Source organism: Paenibacillus sp. JZ16 (assembly GCF_015326965.1).
In the GTDB taxonomy this organism is placed as follows: Bacteria; Bacillota; Bacilli; order Paenibacillales; family Paenibacillaceae; genus Paenibacillus_AQ.
The window spans coordinates 5,817,111-5,836,865 of record NZ_CP017659.1; the positions used below are offsets into that span (position 1 = coordinate 5,817,111).

At 46.5% G+C, this 19,755-nt stretch carries 14 protein-coding genes; all 14 read left to right on the forward strand.

All coding sequences use genetic code 11. The annotated features are described in order from the left end of the window. Window positions 1–105 precede the first annotated feature (105 nt). The 14 genes from BJP58_RS26040 (at window position 106) to BJP58_RS26105 (ending at window position 19,746) form a co-directional block, all read left to right on the forward strand. Window positions 106–1,734, forward strand: a complete 1,629-nt coding sequence (locus BJP58_RS26040; RefSeq protein ID WP_194541194.1) for a response regulator — start codon at window positions 106–108, stop codon at window positions 1,732–1,734. Beyond that, the gene (locus tag BJP58_RS26045; RefSeq protein ID WP_194541195.1) at window positions 1,731–3,539 is read left to right on the forward strand and encodes a sensor histidine kinase; all 1,809 of its coding nucleotides are present in this window, start codon (window positions 1,731–1,733) and stop codon (window positions 3,537–3,539) included. Before BJP58_RS26040 ends, BJP58_RS26045 begins: the two co-directional genes overlap by 4 nt. Window positions 3,540–3,702: 163 nt before the next feature. Beyond that, window positions 3,703–5,466 carry an extracellular solute-binding protein gene (locus BJP58_RS26050; protein ID WP_194541196.1) on the forward strand — a complete coding sequence of 588 codons (1,764 nt, stop codon included), beginning with the start codon at window positions 3,703–3,705 and terminating at the stop codon, window positions 5,464–5,466. Between the two features lie 319 nt (window positions 5,467–5,785). Continuing rightward, window positions 5,786–6,640, forward strand: coding sequence for an ABC transporter permease (locus tag BJP58_RS26055; protein ID WP_194541197.1), 855 nt, complete (start codon window positions 5,786–5,788; stop codon window positions 6,638–6,640). Between the two features lie 30 nt (window positions 6,641–6,670). After that, a complete protein-coding gene (locus BJP58_RS26060) occupies window positions 6,671–7,561 on the forward strand; it encodes a carbohydrate ABC transporter permease (RefSeq protein WP_194541198.1) in 891 nt (296 codons plus the stop codon). 433 nt (window positions 7,562–7,994) lie between these two features. After that, window positions 7,995–9,077 (forward strand): ABC transporter substrate-binding protein, encoded by a 1,083-nt coding sequence (locus BJP58_RS26065; protein ID WP_194541199.1) that lies wholly within the window; start codon window positions 7,995–7,997, stop codon window positions 9,075–9,077. Window positions 9,078–9,112: 35 nt separating this feature from the next. Further along, window positions 9,113–9,376, forward strand: coding sequence for a hypothetical protein (locus tag BJP58_RS26070; RefSeq protein WP_194541200.1), 264 nt, complete (start codon window positions 9,113–9,115; stop codon window positions 9,374–9,376). 403 nt (window positions 9,377–9,779) lie between these two features. Continuing rightward, window positions 9,780–12,449, forward strand: a complete 2,670-nt coding sequence (locus tag BJP58_RS26075; RefSeq protein ID WP_233354770.1) for an extracellular solute-binding protein — start codon at window positions 9,780–9,782, stop codon at window positions 12,447–12,449. 28 nt (window positions 12,450–12,477) lie between these two features. Next, window positions 12,478–13,350, forward strand: coding sequence for a carbohydrate ABC transporter permease (locus BJP58_RS26080; protein WP_233355162.1), 873 nt, complete (start codon window positions 12,478–12,480; stop codon window positions 13,348–13,350). A gap of 7 nt (window positions 13,351–13,357) precedes the next feature. Then, a complete protein-coding gene (locus tag BJP58_RS26085; protein WP_194541202.1) occupies window positions 13,358–14,224 on the forward strand; it encodes a carbohydrate ABC transporter permease in 867 nt (288 codons plus the stop codon). A 4-nt stretch (window positions 14,225–14,228) separates the two neighbouring features. Continuing rightward, window positions 14,229–15,692 (forward strand): NHL repeat-containing protein, encoded by a 1,464-nt coding sequence (locus BJP58_RS26090; RefSeq protein WP_194541203.1) that lies wholly within the window; start codon window positions 14,229–14,231, stop codon window positions 15,690–15,692. Continuing rightward, window positions 15,685–16,305, forward strand: coding sequence for a YIP1 family protein (locus tag BJP58_RS26095; protein WP_194541204.1), 621 nt, complete (start codon window positions 15,685–15,687; stop codon window positions 16,303–16,305). The genes BJP58_RS26090 and BJP58_RS26095 overlap by 8 nt, the downstream gene beginning before the upstream one ends. Window positions 16,306–16,318: 13 nt before the next feature. Then, complete coding sequence (locus BJP58_RS26100) at window positions 16,319–18,853, forward strand: DUF5696 domain-containing protein (RefSeq protein WP_194541205.1); 2,535 nt, start codon at window positions 16,319–16,321, stop codon at window positions 18,851–18,853. Then, entirely contained in the window at window positions 18,850–19,746 is an 897-nt protein-coding gene (locus BJP58_RS26105) for a carbohydrate ABC transporter permease (protein WP_233354771.1), read from the forward strand. Before BJP58_RS26100 ends, BJP58_RS26105 begins: the two co-directional genes overlap by 4 nt. Window positions 19,747–19,755: the final 9 nt, after the last annotated feature.

Here is a 19,755-nt window from a genome sequence, read left to right on the forward strand (position 1 = left end):
AGCATCTTCGGAAGCGGCTCAACGAAAACTGTGGAAGGATCAACAAGCCCTTGCTATACTTGGGCTATGTTAAACACGGCGTCATTATAATAAGGGGGGTCGGTTATGTATAAGGTGATTATCGTTGAAGATGAAATGCTCGTTCGAATTGGCCTTAGAAACTCCGTGGAATGGAGTAAATTCAATATGCAGGTCGCAGCAGATCTTTCAGACGGACAGATGGCTTGGGATTACTGCCTGAATGAGGGGTTCCCTGATCTGGTTATCACCGATATTAGAATGCCTAAGATGGATGGTATGGAGTTAATATCGAATATACGTAAAGAAAATAGGGCCACCCGGATTGTGGTGTTGTCTTGCCTGGAGGAGTTCGAGCTTGTACGCCGGGCGATGTCACTTGGTGTATCCAACTATATTCTCAAATTAACCATGACGGAAGAGGAAATCGAAAATGTATTGAACGGGACACGCATGGAGCTGGATGCCCAAGGATCTACGGCTTATTCCCAAGGTAAGGAACAACAACTCCTGCCGGCTAACATGGATCTGATCATGGAAAAATATATCAAGGATTTTTTGCTCTACGGCATATACTCCGTCGAAGAATTCGAGCAGTTTGCAGCACAAAGCGGGATCCGTCTTTCGCCCGTACGAATGGTGGTATGCACGATGGAGCTGGACCGTTATTTCGAGTTAAAGCATAAATTCCGGGACGAGCATGGACATTTAGTGAAAATGACTTTATTGAATATACTGTATGAAATTACCAAATCCTTCGATAGGGATCCTGCGACGTATCTGGATGAAACCCACTACCTTCTCCTATTCAGCTTTGATGATCTTTTCTCTGAACAATCAATCATGCAAGAAATTCATACGATTCTCAGCACAATTCAGGATGCGATTTATACGTACTTCAAGGGCTCGGTTTCATTTGGGGTGAGCGGTGTGCAGAGCGGGTTTGGGTCTTTGCGCAAGTTGTATTTCGAGTCCAGGCGTGCTCTTGAAAAGAAGTTTATTACAGGTCCTGGACAGAAGCATACCAACAGCGATCCCCTTGATCTTAGCAAGGTCCTTGCGCAAGTGGAGAAAATACGCGATTATCCGCCGCTGCGTAATATGCTTAGCCCGATGAAGGAGAAGGAATACAGTGACTACATCACCAATTTTGTAAACGCTTTATTAGAGGGGAAAAAGTCGGTACGAATTATTTTGTATCAATTCATCCAATGGATCAACACGAATTTATATGACGATCATCAGAATGAAAAGATGCTGTTATTCAATATAACGGAAACGTTGGACCAGTGTGATACCTTGCCGGAAATGCTAGAGGAGATCAGTGAGTATTTATCTAACGTAGTGGAGCAGTCGAGGACAAATCTGAATATGAGCGGAGAAATCTCGAAGGCCATACAGTTCATCAAACAGAATTATGATCAAAACATCAGTCTGCAGCAGGTGGCTGACCATGTAAACTTAAGCTTTGGCTATCTAAGCAATCTCTTTAAAAAGGAACTTCAAATTACGTTCGTTGAGTACTTAAACTGTTACCGAATTGAACGAGCAAAGGAATTGTTGACACGGACCCATTTGAAATCATACGACATCGCCGTTAAGGTGGGGTTCTCTCCGGAATACACTTACTTCAGCAAGGTCTTCAAAAAAATCACAGGATTAAATCCAAATGAGTATCGTAGGCAGTTTTTATCCGGAAAAAGAGGCGTGACATGAAACTTAGAGGACGATTTCAGAAGCTGGGCACGCAGCTGATTTTATTCTATATGATTATTAGCCTGATTGTGCTGTCCTTCGCATCTTACTTTATCTACACCTTTGTGCTGAAAATCATCAAGGAGAATAACGAGACTTTATTGCTCCAACAGTTTCAGCAGTTGGATCATAACATTGCCGGGCTGATCGATGATGTGGATTCTTTGTCCAAGTTCTTTCTCCTGGATCCCGCTGTTCAAAGGTTTCTTAATTACACGCCGGATAAGGGGGAATTCGAGTTTATGGAGATGAAAAATGATCTTCATGAGAGCATTGCTCCCTATATCAGCAATTATGATTTTATTGATTCGATTTATATCGTAGGCGGGGTCCAGGGATTGATTGGCGGCACCAACAATACAACCCTTGTCCATTCAAGCGACCCGTGGCTGAAAGAGTTCATGCAAACCGATATTTTCGAGCGCTCCCATCAGGTTTTTCCCGAGATGATTATCCAGGGCGGAATTGACAAGAGCCATTACAATCCCTACAAACTGAAGCCTAATGACGGAATGGTCGTCAGCATGGCGCGCGGGGTCAGGCCGCTATATCAGTCTGTGACCAACGCCGTGCTGATTCTAAATGTGGATGAGGAATACTTGTCTTCCATTTATTCAACCGCCCTCCAAGCTGAAGAGGGAAAGATGTATATCGTGAACGAGAAGGGGATCGTGATCTCCAGCAGCAATCCTGATGATGTTGGTTCCATCAGCCCTTACAATCCGTTCATTAACCACGCCGGAGATTACGGAAGCTACGATAACGGCAGTACGAATTCACCGGTTCAGGTTATGTACTATCGTCTGAATGAAGCAAATTGGTACATGATGAAGGAAATACCGCTCAATTCCTTATCGGTGGATATTTATTCAGCACAGACACTGCTGGTGTTCGTGATCTTGGCCAGTCTGCTTGTGATGTTCATCATTTCCTATTTCTGGCTCAAAAAGATGACGCGGCCGCTGCGTATTCTTTCGCACAAGATGAAAGATATGAGTCGTGGGGAAATTGGAATTACGTTTGCCAAAATTCCAAACAATGAGTTTGGTATGGTGATTCGGCGATTCAACGAGATGTCGCTGAGCATTGTGGATCTGATTCATAAAACAAATGAGATGCAGGAGAAAAGACGGGAACTCGAAATGGAGGCGCTTCAAAATCAAATTAACCCGCATTTTTTATACAATACGCTTAATATGATCCGTTGGATGGCTTCTTCGATTAAAGCGGACAACATCGTGAACAGTGTCGTAGCGCTGGGGAATATTCTACGTCCAGCCTTCACGAGTAAAGAGCCGCTGTGTACTCTTAGGGACGAGCTTAGCTATCTGGAGAACTACATTAAGATTATCAATTGGCGGTTTAACAGCAGTGTCATCTTCTCTATCGATGTAGATGAAGCTTACCTGGATCATAGGGTTCCGCGGTTTATTTTACAGCCGTTAATCGAGAACTCCATTACGTTCGGAAGACAAGAAGACGGACAACCCATCCATATTCAAGTCAAGGTCCATGAAGAGGCGCATGATCTGATAATAACTGTTACGGATTCAGGTGTGGGCATCCCTCCTGCCAGATTGGAACAGTTGAACCAGAAAATGCGCAGCGGCGAAGATCATACTGAGGTAATCGTGTCCGGCAACGGAATCGGCCTGTACAATGTGAACAAGCGGATCCAGTTGAATGATGGGCCGGCATACGGGGTTTGGTTGGTACCTCAGCTTACAGGGACAGAAATACAGATCCGGCTTCCAAAACATAGTTAGGTTTGATGGCATTGTTCAAGTTCATCTCAAAATTGTTCAGTTTAAGAAACGGTCATCTGTAGATTATTCAAAAGAATCCTAATATTATGCGTGTTTCGGCACAATCACAACCATTAAGATCAAGGAGGAAGGGAATTATTTCATAGGACCAGGAGGGAATACAATGAGTAAAAGGGGGATCGTCAGACCGGCGATGGCGGTGCTGATCATCTTATCGATGCTGCTTGCCGCTTGTACGAGTAATACCAAAACAAGCAATACACCAGATTCTCCGGAAAAGGTGGGGACGGATAGCAATGAGGAAGTCGTGACGCTCCGGCTGCTTATTATTGAAACCGGATCGAAGTGGAACACCTATCCGGACAGTGCTATAGCGGAGGAGATCGCGAAGAAGGTTGGAGTGAAGATTGAATATGTAGAAGCGGACGACAGCAAATTCAACGTTTTACTTGCTGGGGGAGACCTGCCTGATATCGTAAGGACAGAGCCGGCAAAGTATGGTAAGCAGCTGATTGACGGTAATCTGATTATCCCAATGGATGATATGCTGAAGGAACATGGAAAAGACATTACGGCGAATATTCCAACCGTTGTAGAATACAGCAAAGAGAACTGGAGCGAAGGGAAAAACCAGCTTTTCTTCCTGCCGCCGCAAGTTCAGTCAGAGCCTAGTCCGATCTATCCGCCGCTGACGATCGGACCAACGATTCGTTGGGATTACTATAAGGAGATCGGCGCGCCTGCGTTCAATACGCCGGATGAGCTGCTTGATGTATTGGAGCAGATCGTCCAGAAGCACCCGCAGACGGAAGACGGGAAGAAGATATACGGTGTTTCCATGTGGCAGGATTGGGGACTTTGGCCGTATATTGTCCCATTCGCGTGGTATACCATGCAGACAACCAACAATAGTGATATCATGGCAAGAAAACTTGATGAAACGCAGTACAGAAACATATTGATGGAGGAAGATTCCACGTTCTGGGTTGCAGTTGATTTTTACAACAAAGCGAATCGCAGAGGATTGCTGGATCCCGATGCCCTGACGATGAAGAACAATGATTATTCCGCCAAGGCTACGGCCGGACAAATTGTAATTGGACCAGCTACATGGGCCATGGGTGACTTTAACTCCAAATATGCTAAGGATGGTAAAGGGTACGTCGTATTGCCAACAGGTAAGCGGGCATGGAGCGGCGGAGTGAATCCATTAGGCTGGACAGGAAAAAGCTACGCGATCTCCAAGAGCTCAAAGCACCCGGAAAAAGCTATGCAGTTTTTAAACTATTTATATTCCTATGAAGGAGTACGAACGCTATACAGCGGAGTTGAGGGCGTTCACTGGGAGATGATCGACGGTAAACCGCAAATAAAAGACGAAACCTTTGAGTTAAGGAATGCAGGCGGTACAGCATGGGAGAATACAGGAATTGCCTTGGACACGAATCTGATGGGGATTGGTGGGGCCGTGTTGGATCCTGTCACAAATTCACCTCTGGATCTATTCCAAACACAAGAGGCTTTAGCGCAAGGAATAACCGAGCTGGAAAAGGATTTCAGTGACCATTACGGTGCTATGCATCCGGGTGAGGTCCTGGGTAAGTTAATTGCGGAAGGCAAGCTGCAGGACGCGAACACGATAAGCAAGGATTTAACAACAGAGCAACGGATCAAAGAGGGTAAGGTGGGGCTCCCGGCTATTCCCGAAGATATGCTAAAGATTGAGGCCCAGGTGAAAGAGCTGGCAGCCCGTTATGCAGCAAAATTGATTTTGGCCAAGACCGACGATGAATTCAATCGGATTAAAGAAGAAGCGTTGAAGGCATTCAAAGATGCTGGCGTGGATAAATTCACAGAATTCTATACCAAGGATATTGCAGACAGACGGGAAGCGGTCGGAGCATTACCGGCAAAGCTTAATAACTAGCTAATCGTTGAGAAAAGGAACAAGGAAACCTGGAAACAGGGCCCCTTGTTCCTTTTTATAAATCTGATTTCAAGAGAATCTGTAAATTGTTCAAGAAACCAGACGTAAACGTTAGAATATTCAATTCAATCATTAGATCGTTCATTCAGAATACAGAAGCTTCCATGTAATGTTGAGATATGGTTGCAGAGGCTATATAGAAAAACATTTGATCAAAGGGAGAGAAATGAAAGTGGACACTGCTTATCAATCAGAACAACAACCGCTTCTTAAGAAGGAGCGACCGCGGATCCGAAAAGAAGGTATCATTTTGTTGTGTATGGCGATTCCTTTTATCATCGTAGCATTCGCCTTCCATTATGTTCCCCTATTTGGCTGGTTGTACGCGTTTTTTGATTATCGCCCTGGGATCCCTTTGAGCCAAACCGCATTTGTAGGGTTTGAGCATTTTCGGGAAATGTTAACCGATCCCAACATGGTCAGAGTGTTGACCAATACACTGGCCTTGAGTTTGCTGGGGCTTCTGACCGCACCAATCCCCGTGCTGCTTGCCGTGATGATCTCCGAGGTTAAGAGCGAACGGTTTAAGCGGATTTTTCAGACCACGTCTACACTGCCACACTATATTAGCTGGATCATTATTTATTCGCTCGCGTTCAGCATGTTTAGCTCCGAGGGAGCGATTCAAACCATTTTTTTACGTTTGGGTATGGACACGCAGATAAATGTATTAGGTAATTCCGAGCATGTATGGCTTGTCCAAACCTTGATCCTTCTTTGGAAGTCCTTAGGCTGGAGCGCGATTATTTATTTGGCCGCCATCGTAAGCATTGACGGCGAAATGTATGATGCCGCGAAGGTGGATGGCGCAGGTAGATTCAGGATTATCTTCCACATAACGATACCCAGCATCATGCCCACCTTTATCGTTCTGCAGCTGCTGGCGGTGAGCAATTTACTATCCGCAGGATTTGAACAATACCTCGTGTTTAACAATGTGATGGTGGCGGATAAAATCGAAGTCTTAGATTTATATGTGTACAGGGTTGGCCTGGTGATGAATGACTTTCCGTATTCTACAGCGGTGGGGATGTTTAAGTCTGTTATCAGTATCATCCTACTGTTTCTGGTCAACGGATTGTCTAAGAGAATCAGAGGTGAGAGCATTGTCTAAGAAGTGCTGCATTCTAGGGAGGGACTATATATGCGTATAAGAAAGCAAAGTACATCGGATCTGATTTTTAATACGGTTAACTATTTATTCCTCATGTTGCTGTTAATTTTGACCGTCTATCCGTTTTATTATATTTTCATCTACTCGATTAGCGATTCCTTCGAAGCACAAAAAGGGGTGTATCTTTGGCCGGCAGGATTCTCATTGGAAAGCTACAGAGCCGCCTTTCAATTAAAGGGGATTACCGATGCAGCGATCATCTCCGTGCTTCGGACCATACTGGGAACGATGATCACGGTGTTGTGCAGCGCCTTCTTCGCTTATTTGATTACCAAGCGGGAGATGCCATTCCGCAAGCTGATTTATCGGTTCATATTAATTACCATGTACTTTAATGCCGGTTTTATCCCCTGGTATTTAACAATGAAAACATATGGACTGCAAAATAGCTTTCTCCTCTATATTATACCAAGCGCATTGGTCGGTTTTTATATTATTCTTATCAAGACGTTTATGGAGCAATTACCTCCTTCGTTGGAGGAGTCGGCGAAAATGGATGGCGCGAGTTATTTCAAAATTTTCACGCACATTGTATTTCCCTTGTCCATGCCGATTATCGCCACAATTACTGTATTTGCAGCCGTCGGACAGTGGAATACGTGGTTTGATAACTTCTTTTTGGTATCAGATCCAAAGCTCCAAACGCTGCAACTCTTGCTTTATAACTTCCTCAGCCAGACGAACAGTATAGCGGGAATGACAAGTGAGGAACTGACGCGTAACGGACAAGCAAGAGTGATGACGCCCCAATCGGTTCAGATGACGATTACGATGCTCGTTACCATGCCGATTGTGATTGTCTATCCTTTTCTGCAGCGATTTTTTGTTAAAGGGATTATGCTCGGCGCGGTAAAGGGTTGATGTAGCTGTAAGGTCCCGGGCGGGCCGATACAAATGTGATTGAAGGGGTGTCCTAAAAGATCTTAGATCTGCGGGATGCCTTTTTTCTGTTAGGGGATGCCTCCGTATTTGGATCGTTTCACTGAAACCCTCAGCGGACCTGTGATCCTGTCCACGAATTTCAACTCCATCACAATAAAATTCAACCCGTAAATCACTCTAAACCTAAATAGTTCAACTATACCGTAAATTTCACCATTCTGCCTTATCGGCTTTGTTTTTAACATGGAATGAGCAGGAGACCTAGTCAACCTTCTAGCGAAAGGACTTACTACCGGTTTATTGTGAGCGCTTTCCTGGTAAAGGGAAAGAAGAAGCGAGGCAGGGAGGGATAGGGAGTTCATGCAAATGCAGTTCTAAGTAACGAACAATTCAATTATGGGGGGAAGCGCTTATGAAGATTGCAAAGCAAGGGATCTTACTGCTGATGATCGCGATGTTTGTATTTACCTTGGCTGCCTGCAGTGGAGGAAGTACGAAGACGGTGGAAAAGGATGCTCCGATTGTTGAGGAAAACAAACCGGGCACCGATGTAGCAGTAGAACCTAAAGAGGAGCCTGTCCAAGAAGAAGCGGTTGCCGAAAATCCAGACGAGTGGACGATGGATTTCGATCTGGGCGGACGTGAGATTGTAGTTACCGCTTGGTGGGACATTGCATTCGGAGATTCACCGCCGCATCAGGAGATCAAGGCAAATATCGAAGAGCTTCAGAAGAAACACAATTTTACAATCAAGTTCGTGACCACGCCGTATGCGTCAATGAAAGAGCAGGCCACAAGTTCGGCCTTATCGGGCGAACCCTTTGCTGATGTCGTTCGTTTGGAACGAAGAGCACTGTTTCCGGGGATGGTGAGTTCAGGACTTATCACTCCGCTTGATGAGGTCATTGATTTTAGCGGACCGGCCGCAAATTACATCGATCCGATGATTAAGGATCATGTAGGTACGTTTGGGGGACATCTGTATGGTTTTGAAAAAACGTACACGGACTTTTCCGGAATTTATTACAACAAACAAATGCTGAAAGACGCCGGCATTAAGGATTTGCATGAATATGTGGCGGAAGACGATTGGAATTGGGAGGCCTTGCAAGAAATTGTAGGCAAAGTGACGAAGGGCGACACTTACGGACTCGCGGGAACAGAGCTTGCTGTGACGACACACGCGGTGGTATCCAACGGCTCAAACTTATTGGATGTGGATAAGGGGAAAGAAATGTTGTCCGATCCGCGCACGGTTGAGGCATTGACATTCGCCCAGGAGCTCGCCGGCAAATCCATGATCACAAACGATCAAGCCGCAATAAAAACCTTGTTTACACAAGGCAAAATCCTAATGTATGTAGGTTTTCAATGGGAAGGGGAGGGCTTCATCAATGATTTGGGCGAAGACCTGGGGTTTGTTCAATTTCCGGTAGGCCCTAAGGGGACGGATACAAATCAGTCTCGAATCCGCCGAACTACTGGACCATTCTGAAGGGCACCCAAAATCCGGAGGAGATTTTTTATATTATGTCTAAGATTTGGGATATCACCCCAACGGAGGAGTACAAAGGCCAGGATCGGCTGGAAAAATATTTCGCCGACGAGAAGGACATTGAGGCTGCAAAAATGATGATGGAATCGCCTCAGTATACGGTGATGAATCATGATCTGTTCCCGGACTGGAATGTGTACCAAATGCTTACCGAGCTTTACACCGAAAAATTAGCGCCCGCGACCATTGTAGAAACACATCGCCAAGTGCTGCAGGCGGTTCTGGATGATGCTCTGTAACTTGTTTTGGTGGTATTGAGGAATGGAATAGCCGGCAACAACCGCTTCCTTTCGTTGCCGGCTAACCTTGCGTGAACGACATGACGAAATGGTGAAGAGGGTGGATGCACTTATGCTCGGTTACTTATCTAGATTTCGAGGTCTTCTTATATTCCTCGTAATCCTCCTCGGGGTGGGTTGGTGGTTTCTCAGGGATAGTACAGCCGATAGCCACCCAGGTCAGCGGATCGAGTTAGAAGGATTGCAGACCTTTGCAGAAAACAGCTATCAAAACTATATGAATTTACATCGCCGTAACGCGCGGCCTAATACGAGCATACAAATTGAGGGCGAACATTACAGCCATGCACCAGACGGATCTTCAATCGTTTCAAATCTTATGGATATGAACGGGAAGGCGTTAATGTCAGAAGAGACCGGGGAGGTAACATGGACATTTCATGTGGAAGAGGAAGGCTTGTATAACATAGGGATTCGTTATTATACCGTGGAGGGGAAGAGCTCTGCAATTGAACGGGAACTACGGATCAACGGCCAGCTGCCTTTTCAGGGAGCGGAATCTTTCATTTTTGATCGTGTTTGGATGAACGAACAAATGGAGTTTGAGCGGGATAACCGGGATAACGAATTACGTCCAAGCCAGATCGAATTTCCAACCTGGCAAGAATCATCCTTCAAAGATCCGAATGGCTTATACGAGAAGCCGTTTTTGTTTTATTTTCCAAAAGGAGAAAACACGCTAACCTTGGTATCGCTGCGCGAACCGATGGTGATTGATTATATCAAGATTTACCAAGAGGAAGAAGCACCGACTTATGCTGAAGTCCAGAGCACCTATGAGGATATGAAGAGCAATTCCCCCGCAGATGAGGTGCTGATTAAAGTGCAGGGGGAACATGCTCTGTATAAATCTTCCCCGACGCTGTATCCGTTTCCTGATCGTACCTCACCATCCTCGGAACCCTACAGCGTCTCCAAGACCCGTATGAATGTAATCGGGGGTCAAAACTGGCGAATGCCAGGTCAATGGATGGAATGGCAGGTAGACATCCCGAAAGATGGTTTATACCAGATCGCTTTCAAGGTTAAGCAAAACTTGGTGAGAGGGATGTATTCAAACCGGAAGCTTTATATAGATGGAGAAGTGCCGTTTCAGGAAGTGAACAGCATCCCTTTTTATTATGATGCGGACTATCAAACCATTACCCTGGGTGACGAAAAGGAGCCCTACCTGTTTCATCTGACCAAAGGGCTGCATACCATCAAGCTGGAAGTGAACCTGGGAGACGTAGCCTCTTTAATTCGTACCACGGAATCCAGTGTCCTTGAACTCAATGCCATCTACCGGAAAATCCTCATGATTACTTCGGAGAATCCCGACCCTTACCGAGATTATCAGCTCGAGCGAAGAATCCCCGGCATGATCGAGGATTTTAAGAAGCAGCGCGATATTTTATATACCGTTGCAGAGACGTTACGCGATATAACAGGGGAAAAAAGTGATAAGACCGCAATCCTCTACACACTGTCCAGGCAATTGGATGAGATGGCACAAAACCCTCATACGGTTGCGCAGCGGTTAGATCAATTCAAGATTAATATCGGCTCTCTGGGAACCTGGCTGCTGACGATCCGTGAAATGCCGCTGCAGATGGATTATATGATCGTTGCATCCAAGGATGCGAAGCTGCCCGCTGCGAATCGCCCGCTACACGCCAAGATCGGCCATGAGTTGGGTTCGTTCTGGTACTCCTTTATTGAAGATTACAACACAATCGGTAACGCGGGTGAAGAAGGCCAGCAAAGCATTACAGTCTGGATTGGAACTGGACGTGATCAGGCCCAGGTAATGAAGGAAATGATCGATGATCGATTTACTTCAAAGACGGGCATCCATGTGGATTTAAAGCTGGTTGATATCAAATCGCTTCTATCGGCTACTCTGGCCGGACAGGGACCGGATGTCGCTATGGAAATCGGCATTGCAGATCCGGTGAATTATGCGATGCGCAATGCAGCTTACGATATCAGCCGATTCCCGGACTTTAAGGAAGTTAGCGAGCGGTTCCGACCAAGTGCGCTCGAGCCATTTCAGTTTAATGGGGGTGTCTATGCGCTGCCCGAACAGCAGTTGTTCAGTATGTTATTTTACCGCAAGGATATTCTGGCCGAACTTAATTTGAACATACCGGATACATGGGATGATGTATACGCCATGATTCCCGAGCTGCAGAAGCGGAATATGAATTTTGGCCTGCCTATTCAGGAACAGATGGCCACGATGACGCCAAATGAGACGTTCTCCATGCTTTTGTTCCAAACAGACGGAAACTACTACGAGGGGGAAGGCGAAAGAAGCGCCTTGGATCATGAAAACTCCATGCAAGCCTTTAGTCGATGGACCGATTTTTACACCAGCTATAAGTTTCCGCTTCAGTATGATTTCATGAATCGTTTTCGTCTTGGCGAAATGCCGATCGGCATTGCCCCCTATAATATGTATAACTTACTGACGGTGGCTGGTCCTGAAATCCGCGGACTATGGGACTTTACCGTAGTTCCTGGCACTCCGGGAGAGCATGGAGAAATCCGCCGGGAGGTCGCTAGCAGCGGAACATCGGTTATGATGCTGGAACAGGCCAAGAATAAGGAAGCTTCCTGGGCGTTTATGAAATGGTGGACGGAGAAAGATACGCAAATCAGGTTCGGCCGCGAAATGGAGAGCCTTATGGGGGCCGCTGCCAGGTATCCGACTGCGAATATCGAGGCGCTCGAGGAGCTGCCGTGGCCGGTTAAGGATTACAGGAATCTGGAGAAACAATGGCAATGGGTCCGGGCCATTCCTGAAGTGCCTGGAGGATACTTTACCGGACGGCATCTGGATAATGCCTTCCGTAAAGTGGTCAATCTTGGGGAGAACCCACGCGAAGCGCTTTATGATCACGTGTCAGTTATTAATAATGAAATCGCAATCAAACGTTTGGAATTCGGATTGAGTGAAGGAACAGGAGGGCCTACCAATGCAACCAACGACGAATCAGGAAGTCGAACCAAAAGGACGGATCAGCCGTAGGCCGGATGCTCCATCCTTGCTGAATCGTATGTGGGCGATGCGGCACTCCTATATATTAATGGGACCTTATATGCTGCTATTCTTTCTGTTTACGGTTCTGCCTGTAACGCTCTCGCTGGCGGTAAGTTTCACCAGTTTTAACCTGCTTGAATTCCCCAAGTGGGTCGGCTGGAGCAACTATACGCGTTTATTTCTCGATGATGAGGTCTTTCTGATTGCGATCAAGAATACCTTTTTGTTCGCGTTTATTACGGGCCCCGTAAGTTATATCGCCTGTTTCCTGTTTGCGTGGTTAATTAATGAATTGCCAACCAAGCTTCGTGCCCTAATGACCTTGATTTTTTATGCTCCGTCTATTTCAGGTAACGTTTTCTTTATTTGGCTGATTATGTTCTCAGGAGACGGCTACGGCTACGTGAACGGGTTTTTAATGAAGCTGGGTGTTATTCTCGAGCCTATTCAATGGCTGCAGGATGAGCGTTATGTACTGTGGATTGTCATGCTCGTTCAGCTGTGGCTCAGCTTGGGGGTAAGTTTCCTCGCTTTCATCGCCGGCCTGCAGTCGATCGACCGGACATTATTCGAAGCGGGCTCGGTGGACGGTATCCGCAATCGTTGGCAGGAACTGTGGTATATTACCCTGCCATCCATGCGTCCACAACTTCTGTTCGGCGCGGTGATCCAGATTTCATCCTCTTTTGCCATTGCTGAGGTGTCTATTGCATTAGCTGGTTTCCCTAGTGTTAACTATGCAGCTCATACCGTTGTGACCCATTTAATGGACTATGGCTCCATTCGGTTTGAAATGGGCTATGCATCAGCGATTGCAACAGTTTTGTTTGTCATCATGGTAGGCACCAATGTAATCGTTCAGAAACTTCTTAGGAAAGTGGGGGAGTAGGTCCTAAATGAGCGCAATGGCAGCTAGTTCCAAAAAAAGGTTGAGCCGCTCGCTGGTCGGTGACGTTACCATTTTTATTTTTCTCGGCATGTTCGGGGCTTTTATGGCACTGCCCCTTGTATACACGATTAACAATGCCTTCAAACCTTTGGATGAGTTGTTCTTGTTCCCGCCGAAATTTTTGGTGCGCAACCCCACGCTGGATAATTTTTTCGATTTATTTCATCTGATGGCCGATTCCTGGGTGCCGTTCACACGTTATGTGTTTAATACGGTGCTTATCACAGCAGCAGGAACAGTGGGGCACGTCGTACTGGCTTCCGCAGCGGCTTATCCGCTGGCTAAACACAGATTTCCAGGGTCCAAGGTGCTGTTCACCATTGTAGTCCTGTCTCTAATGTTCTCACAGCATGTTACCGCGGTTCCTAACTATGTCATTATGTCCTGGTTAGGCTGGATAGACAGCTACATTGCTATTATCGCGCCGGCGCTCGCAGCTTCCCTCGGACTGTATCTGATGAAACAATTCATGGAACAAATTCCTGATGCCCTGCTTGAAGCAGCGAAGATCGACGGTGCCAGCGAGTACCGTATTTTTTGGCAGATCGTGATGCCCTTAGTAAAGCCGGCATGGCTGACGCTTGTCATATTGCTGTTTCAGGTATTATGGGGAACCGACGGCGGTAATTTTATTTACAGCGAAGAGTTAAAAACGATGAATTATGCCTTAAGTCAAATACTGGCTGGCGGTATTGTGCGGGCGGGTCCGGGTGCTTTTGTCGCTTTGCTGATGATGTCTGTGCCCATCACCATCTTTGTGATTTCCCAGAGCAACATTATTGAGACGATGGCCAGCTCAGGAATGAAGGAGTGAGAGCGTGAAAGGATATTTCCCCAAGGTCAGGTTATCCGCCGCGCTGTTATTGATCCTATCTATGGTGACATCGACAGGGGCGGTCTCATATGCCCAAGCCCCGTACGTGGGGTACAATTATTCCTCCAAGGGAGAAACGATCCCTGCCCCTGTCGCCTATAAACCGGATCGTGTCATAAGCGGCACCGCGGCTGGAACCGGAAGTTTCAATCAGCCTAAAGATATATTCGTGTCTCAGGACAGGCAAATCTATATTGCGGATACTGGAAATTCGCGGATTGTGGTGTTGAATGAACGATTTGAATACATTCGGGAGGTATCCGAATTCGACCATTCCGGGAGAACGGATACGTTTCAAGCGCCGAGCGGGATCTATGTAACGGAGAACAAGGACATGTATGTTGCGGATACGGAGAACCATCGGGTTGTTCATTTGGACGACGCAGGAAAGCTGGTTCAGATCATAGAATCGCCTGAATCGGAAATTTTGATCGATAACTTTGTGTTTCTTCCCCTAAAGGTGGCTGTAGATAAGGCAAAGCGCGTATATGTCGTGGCGCAGGGGACATTTGACGGAATCATGGAATTTGATGGGGATGGCAAATTTACCGGGTTTACCGGCACGAACCGGGTCCGCTTCAATATGGCAGACTACTTCTGGAAGATGATTGCGACCCAGGCGCAGCGTGACCGGATGCGGCTGTTCATCCCGACAGAATATACGAATCTGGATCTGGATGAGAACGGGTTTATCTATACAACAAACTCCGACGCAAATACGGCGGTACCGATCAAGAGATTGAATCCCACCGGGATCGACGTGCTGCGCAGAGAAGGGTATTGGGTCCCGTCGGGCGATCTAAAATTCCTTCCTGTCGGTGAACACAGCGGGCCCTCCCTGTTTACGGATATCGCGGTCGGAAACAGCGGGATGTACAGCGCTTTGGATGTGAAGCGCGGGAAAATATTCACATACGACTGGGACGGGAATTTGCTGTATATCTTCGGCAAAATGGGAGAGCAGGTCGGTACATTTCAAACGCCTTCGGCCATCGATTATTTAGGGGATTCGATTCTTGTGCTTGACCGTGCGTTAAACCATATAACGGTATTTCATGAGACACCGATCGGTAGGTTGATTAATCAAGCTGTGAAGGGACATTTCAAGGGAGACGATGAGTTGTCAGCAGAGCTGTGGAACCGGGTTGTGGAATACGATGCGAATTATGAAATTGCATATATCGGGATCAGCAAGGCGCTGCTCAGAAAAGGATTGAATAAAGAAGCAACGGAGTATGCCAAGCTTGGCATGGACAAAGGCAATTATTCCAAGGTATTCAAGCGGCACCGGAAGGATGTTCTAAGAGAGCATCTCGGCAGCATCTTGTCCCTGTCCATCGCCGTTATCGCCGGAATCATCATCCAAAGAACCATCAAAAGAAAGAGGAGGAAGACCTATCATGCGTAAAGAACTGCTGCTGTTCCCATTCCATGTTATGGTCAGACCCTTCTCCGGCTTTTGGGATCTCAAATATGATGATATGGGGAACTTGAGGATCGCGGGCGCTATTGTGTTTTTAGTTTTTATGAGCGTCGTCATTCAACATCAGTATGGGGGCTACATCTTCAATAATCTGAATGCTGATGAATTTAACAGTCTAGTACAAATGCGTAATGTGCTGCTTCCTTATTTTCTGTGGTGTATCGCGAACTGGTCCTTAACCACATTGATGGACGGCGAAGGGAACTTTTCGGAAATTTGCATGGTCACTGCCTATGCCTTGCTGCCCATTGCAGTGATACTCATACCTAATACAATCTTAAGCAATGTAATTACCCAGGAAGAAAGTGTGTTTTACTATTTCTTCAACGGGGTTGCGGCTGTATGGTTTCTCTTCTTGCTCTTCGTCGGTACCATGACGGTTCATCAATACACCGTTACCAAAACGCTGGTTACCATCTTTCTTACATTGGTAGGAATGGCTTTTCTCTTATTCCTTGGGTTACTTTTTTTTAGCCTGATCCAGCAAATGTACTCATTCGTGTTTACCATCTATCAAGAGATACAATTTCGGAACTGAGGGAGTGCAGCAGATGAAGAAAATATTAATGTTTAGCTTAACTGTGTTACTCCTCGGTAGTGCTGCCATATTCGTTTGGGGTCTTCAACCGGAGATTGCGGATGTCCCGGCATATACAGAAGTAAATATAGAAGGAGCAACTGCGCAGGTTTTTTCTAAACCTCAGGTTGAACTTAAGGGGATGGAGGGCGTGACTTCCAACGGCTTGTTGTCGCTGTACTATGATGCATCCGATACGGGAATTGCCGTACGGAACAATCTGACGGGAACAGTGTGGTATTCAAATCCGCCAGGCCGCGCAGAAGATTCGGGAGCTACATACGCCATGGATTCGCCCCTATCCCTGACTTACGATAATCTGTCGAGACAGCAAGTACGGATGACTTCGTTTGAAGACAGCGTGGCACATGGTCAAGCCAAGGCTGAACCGATCAATGGCGGACTGAAGGTAACCTACCTATTTGGAGAACCCGTATCGAATCTGGATAGGCTGCCGCAGAAAATCAGTAAAGAACGTTATGAGAAGATTATGGAACAAGCAGGCGATTCCTTCAGGCGCCACTTGACCCATGCCTATGTTATCAGGGACAACTCCGAGGTCTATGAGCGCTATGACGATGCGCTTAAAGGAACGATATTGCGGAGAACGATTGAAGCGTTTGAGCTGGCCCATTATACGGAAGAGGATCTGGCTCGTGACCATGAGGAGCATCAAATTGCGCTTGCTGCGGACGATAGTGAAAAATTCAAAGTTTCAATTGAATATGTGCTTGATGGGGCGGATTTTCTAGTAAGAGTCCCGGTAAATGAAGTGGAATATTCAGCAGCCACGCCGATTCGGCATATTTCGGTTCTGGAGTACTTCGGTGCCGGCGGGCCCAAAGACCAAGGCTACTTGTTCGTGCCTGATGGTTCGGGAAGCCTGATTCATATGAACAAAGAGCCAGTTCCTTTTCCATATGAGCAAAGAATCTATGGAGAAGATCCCGCTGTGTATGATCAAAACCAGCAATCCGTAACAGAGACGATCCGTTTGCCCGTATTCGGAATCCAAAAGAATCATAAGGCGCTTCTAGCGATTATCGAACATGGTGCTTCGGTGGCTTCCGTGAAGGCAATGACGAACGGACAGCTGAATTCCTATAATCATGTATTCGCGGAATTTGAAGTGCTTGCCCGAGAGGTGATTCGCATAGAGGCGGGAGAGACGTCTCGCGAAATTCCAACCTACCAAGAGCGCCCTACGGCTGCGGATTATGTGATCCGTTATGTGTTCCTTGAAGATGAGGCTGCAAATTATACGGGAATGGCCCTGGCGTATCAGGAATATCTAGTGGAACGGAATATGCTGATCAAGCGTGAACCGGAGGCTGATTTGCCCTTCTATTTGCAACTGATCGGAGCGATACCCAAACGGAATCATTTTCTTGGCATACCGTATGAGTCGATGCAAGCCCTAACGACATTTGAGCAGGCTCAATCCGTGATCAAACAATTGCAGGAGCGATCATTGGACAATATCAAAGTGCAGTATACCGGATGGTTTAATGGCGGGGTGAATCATACCGTTCCTACACAAGTGTCTCCCGAGAAGGTGCTTGGAGGCAAACGTGGATTAAGAGAATTAAATGACTTCAGCCAGGAAAACGGAGTGGCCTTATACCCGCATGTTTCAATGACAGCGCTTTATCCGTTTCATTCGCTAACCTATACTCCGACCAAGGCTGCCGTCCGACATTTAAACCGGAATGTTGCCGGGTTATATCCTTATGATCCTGCCACAGGGGATTACGATCGGGAAGGGGACCCGCAATATATGCTTGCCCCCCAGCTCTTACCCGGCATGATGAACCGATTGCTGCAAAGCTACAGCCCATATGAATTGAAGGGTATAAGTCTGGGGGGACTGGGCGACAAGCTGTATTCGAACTTTCGCAGAGGGCAATTTATCGATCGTACGCAAACGGAGACGATCTTTGCGGAACAGACAAGCGAGATTCATACTCGGCTGCCGGAAGCCGAGCTCATGGTGAGTGGAGGGAATGCCTACTTGTTCCCCTATGCGCGACACATTGTCCAAGCACCGATGTCAGACAGCGGGTTTCATATCACGGATGAATCGGTCCCCTTTTATCAGATTGTACTCCATGGATACGTAGATTACGCAGGAATGCCTTACAACTTGGCTCAAGAGGTGGAACTTCGCGAATATGTACTGCAATGTCTGGAGTACGGCTCGAATGTATATTTTACTTGGATCTATCAAAAAAACTCGCTCGTGAAAGATACTTCATATAACCACCTCAATTCTGTTCATTATAAGACATGGATTGAGGAGGCTGCCGCAGCTTACCTGGAAGTCAATGAGGTGTTAAGAGATGTATCGGACAGCAGAATTGTATCGCATGAGATCCTTGCGCATGATGTACGCAGAACCGAATATGACGGCGGCAAAGTAGTCATGGTGAACTACAACCCGTATGACGTGACCATAGAGGGGATTACGATTAAAGCCCGGGATTATTATGTTGGAGGTGAGGGGGCTTGAAACGTACAGGACCGCTTAGCTTTGAGAAGAAGAAGAGGATTATGGCGATGTTATTTATCACGCCATGGTTTCTGGGGTTCTTATTCTTCTTTGCGACCCCGCTGTTCACCTCATTGCGGTTTAGCTTTAGCGAGTTGAACATGACGAGCAGCGGCTATGAATTAAACGGCATAGGGTTTAAAAACTATACCTTTGCCCTCGGTGTGCATCAAGACTTTAATCGATTGCTCACAGAGGCTTCAATTGACATGATCATCAATGTGCCGTTAATCATCGTTTTCAGTTTATTTCTTGCCACCATCTTGAATCAGAAGTTCCGCGGCAGAGCAGCCGCCCGTGCCGTCTTTTTCCTGCCCGTTATCCTTGCTTCCGGGGTCATGACAAGCATTGAGGATGCTAGCTTCATGTCTGAGCTAATGGCGGGGAGCAAAAATGCAGGCAGTATGCAGCTCCTTCAGAGTTTGAATTTGGAGAACATGATGCTCGAAAGCGGATTTCCCCCCACTTTCGTGGAATATCTGACTGGCGCGGTAGATCGCATCTATTCCATCATCAGCAAATCAGGCGTGCAGATCCTTATATTCCTGGCAGGCCTTCAATCCATTCCGTCATCATTGTATGAAGCTTCGAAGATGGAAGGCGCTACGGGTTATGAGACATTCTGGAAGATTACGTTTCCCATGGTCAGCTCGTTGATACCCATCATTGTTGTCTATTCCATTATCGACTCCTTTATTGATAACAAAGTGACAACCTTAATTCATAATATCGCATTCAGCAATATTGATTTTGGGATCAGCTCGGCGATGTCCTGGATATACTTCTTGATGGTCGCTGTCATTCTTGCCGTCAGCATGGCGCTCGTCTCTAAAAGAGTATTTTATAATAACTAAAGGGGGCAA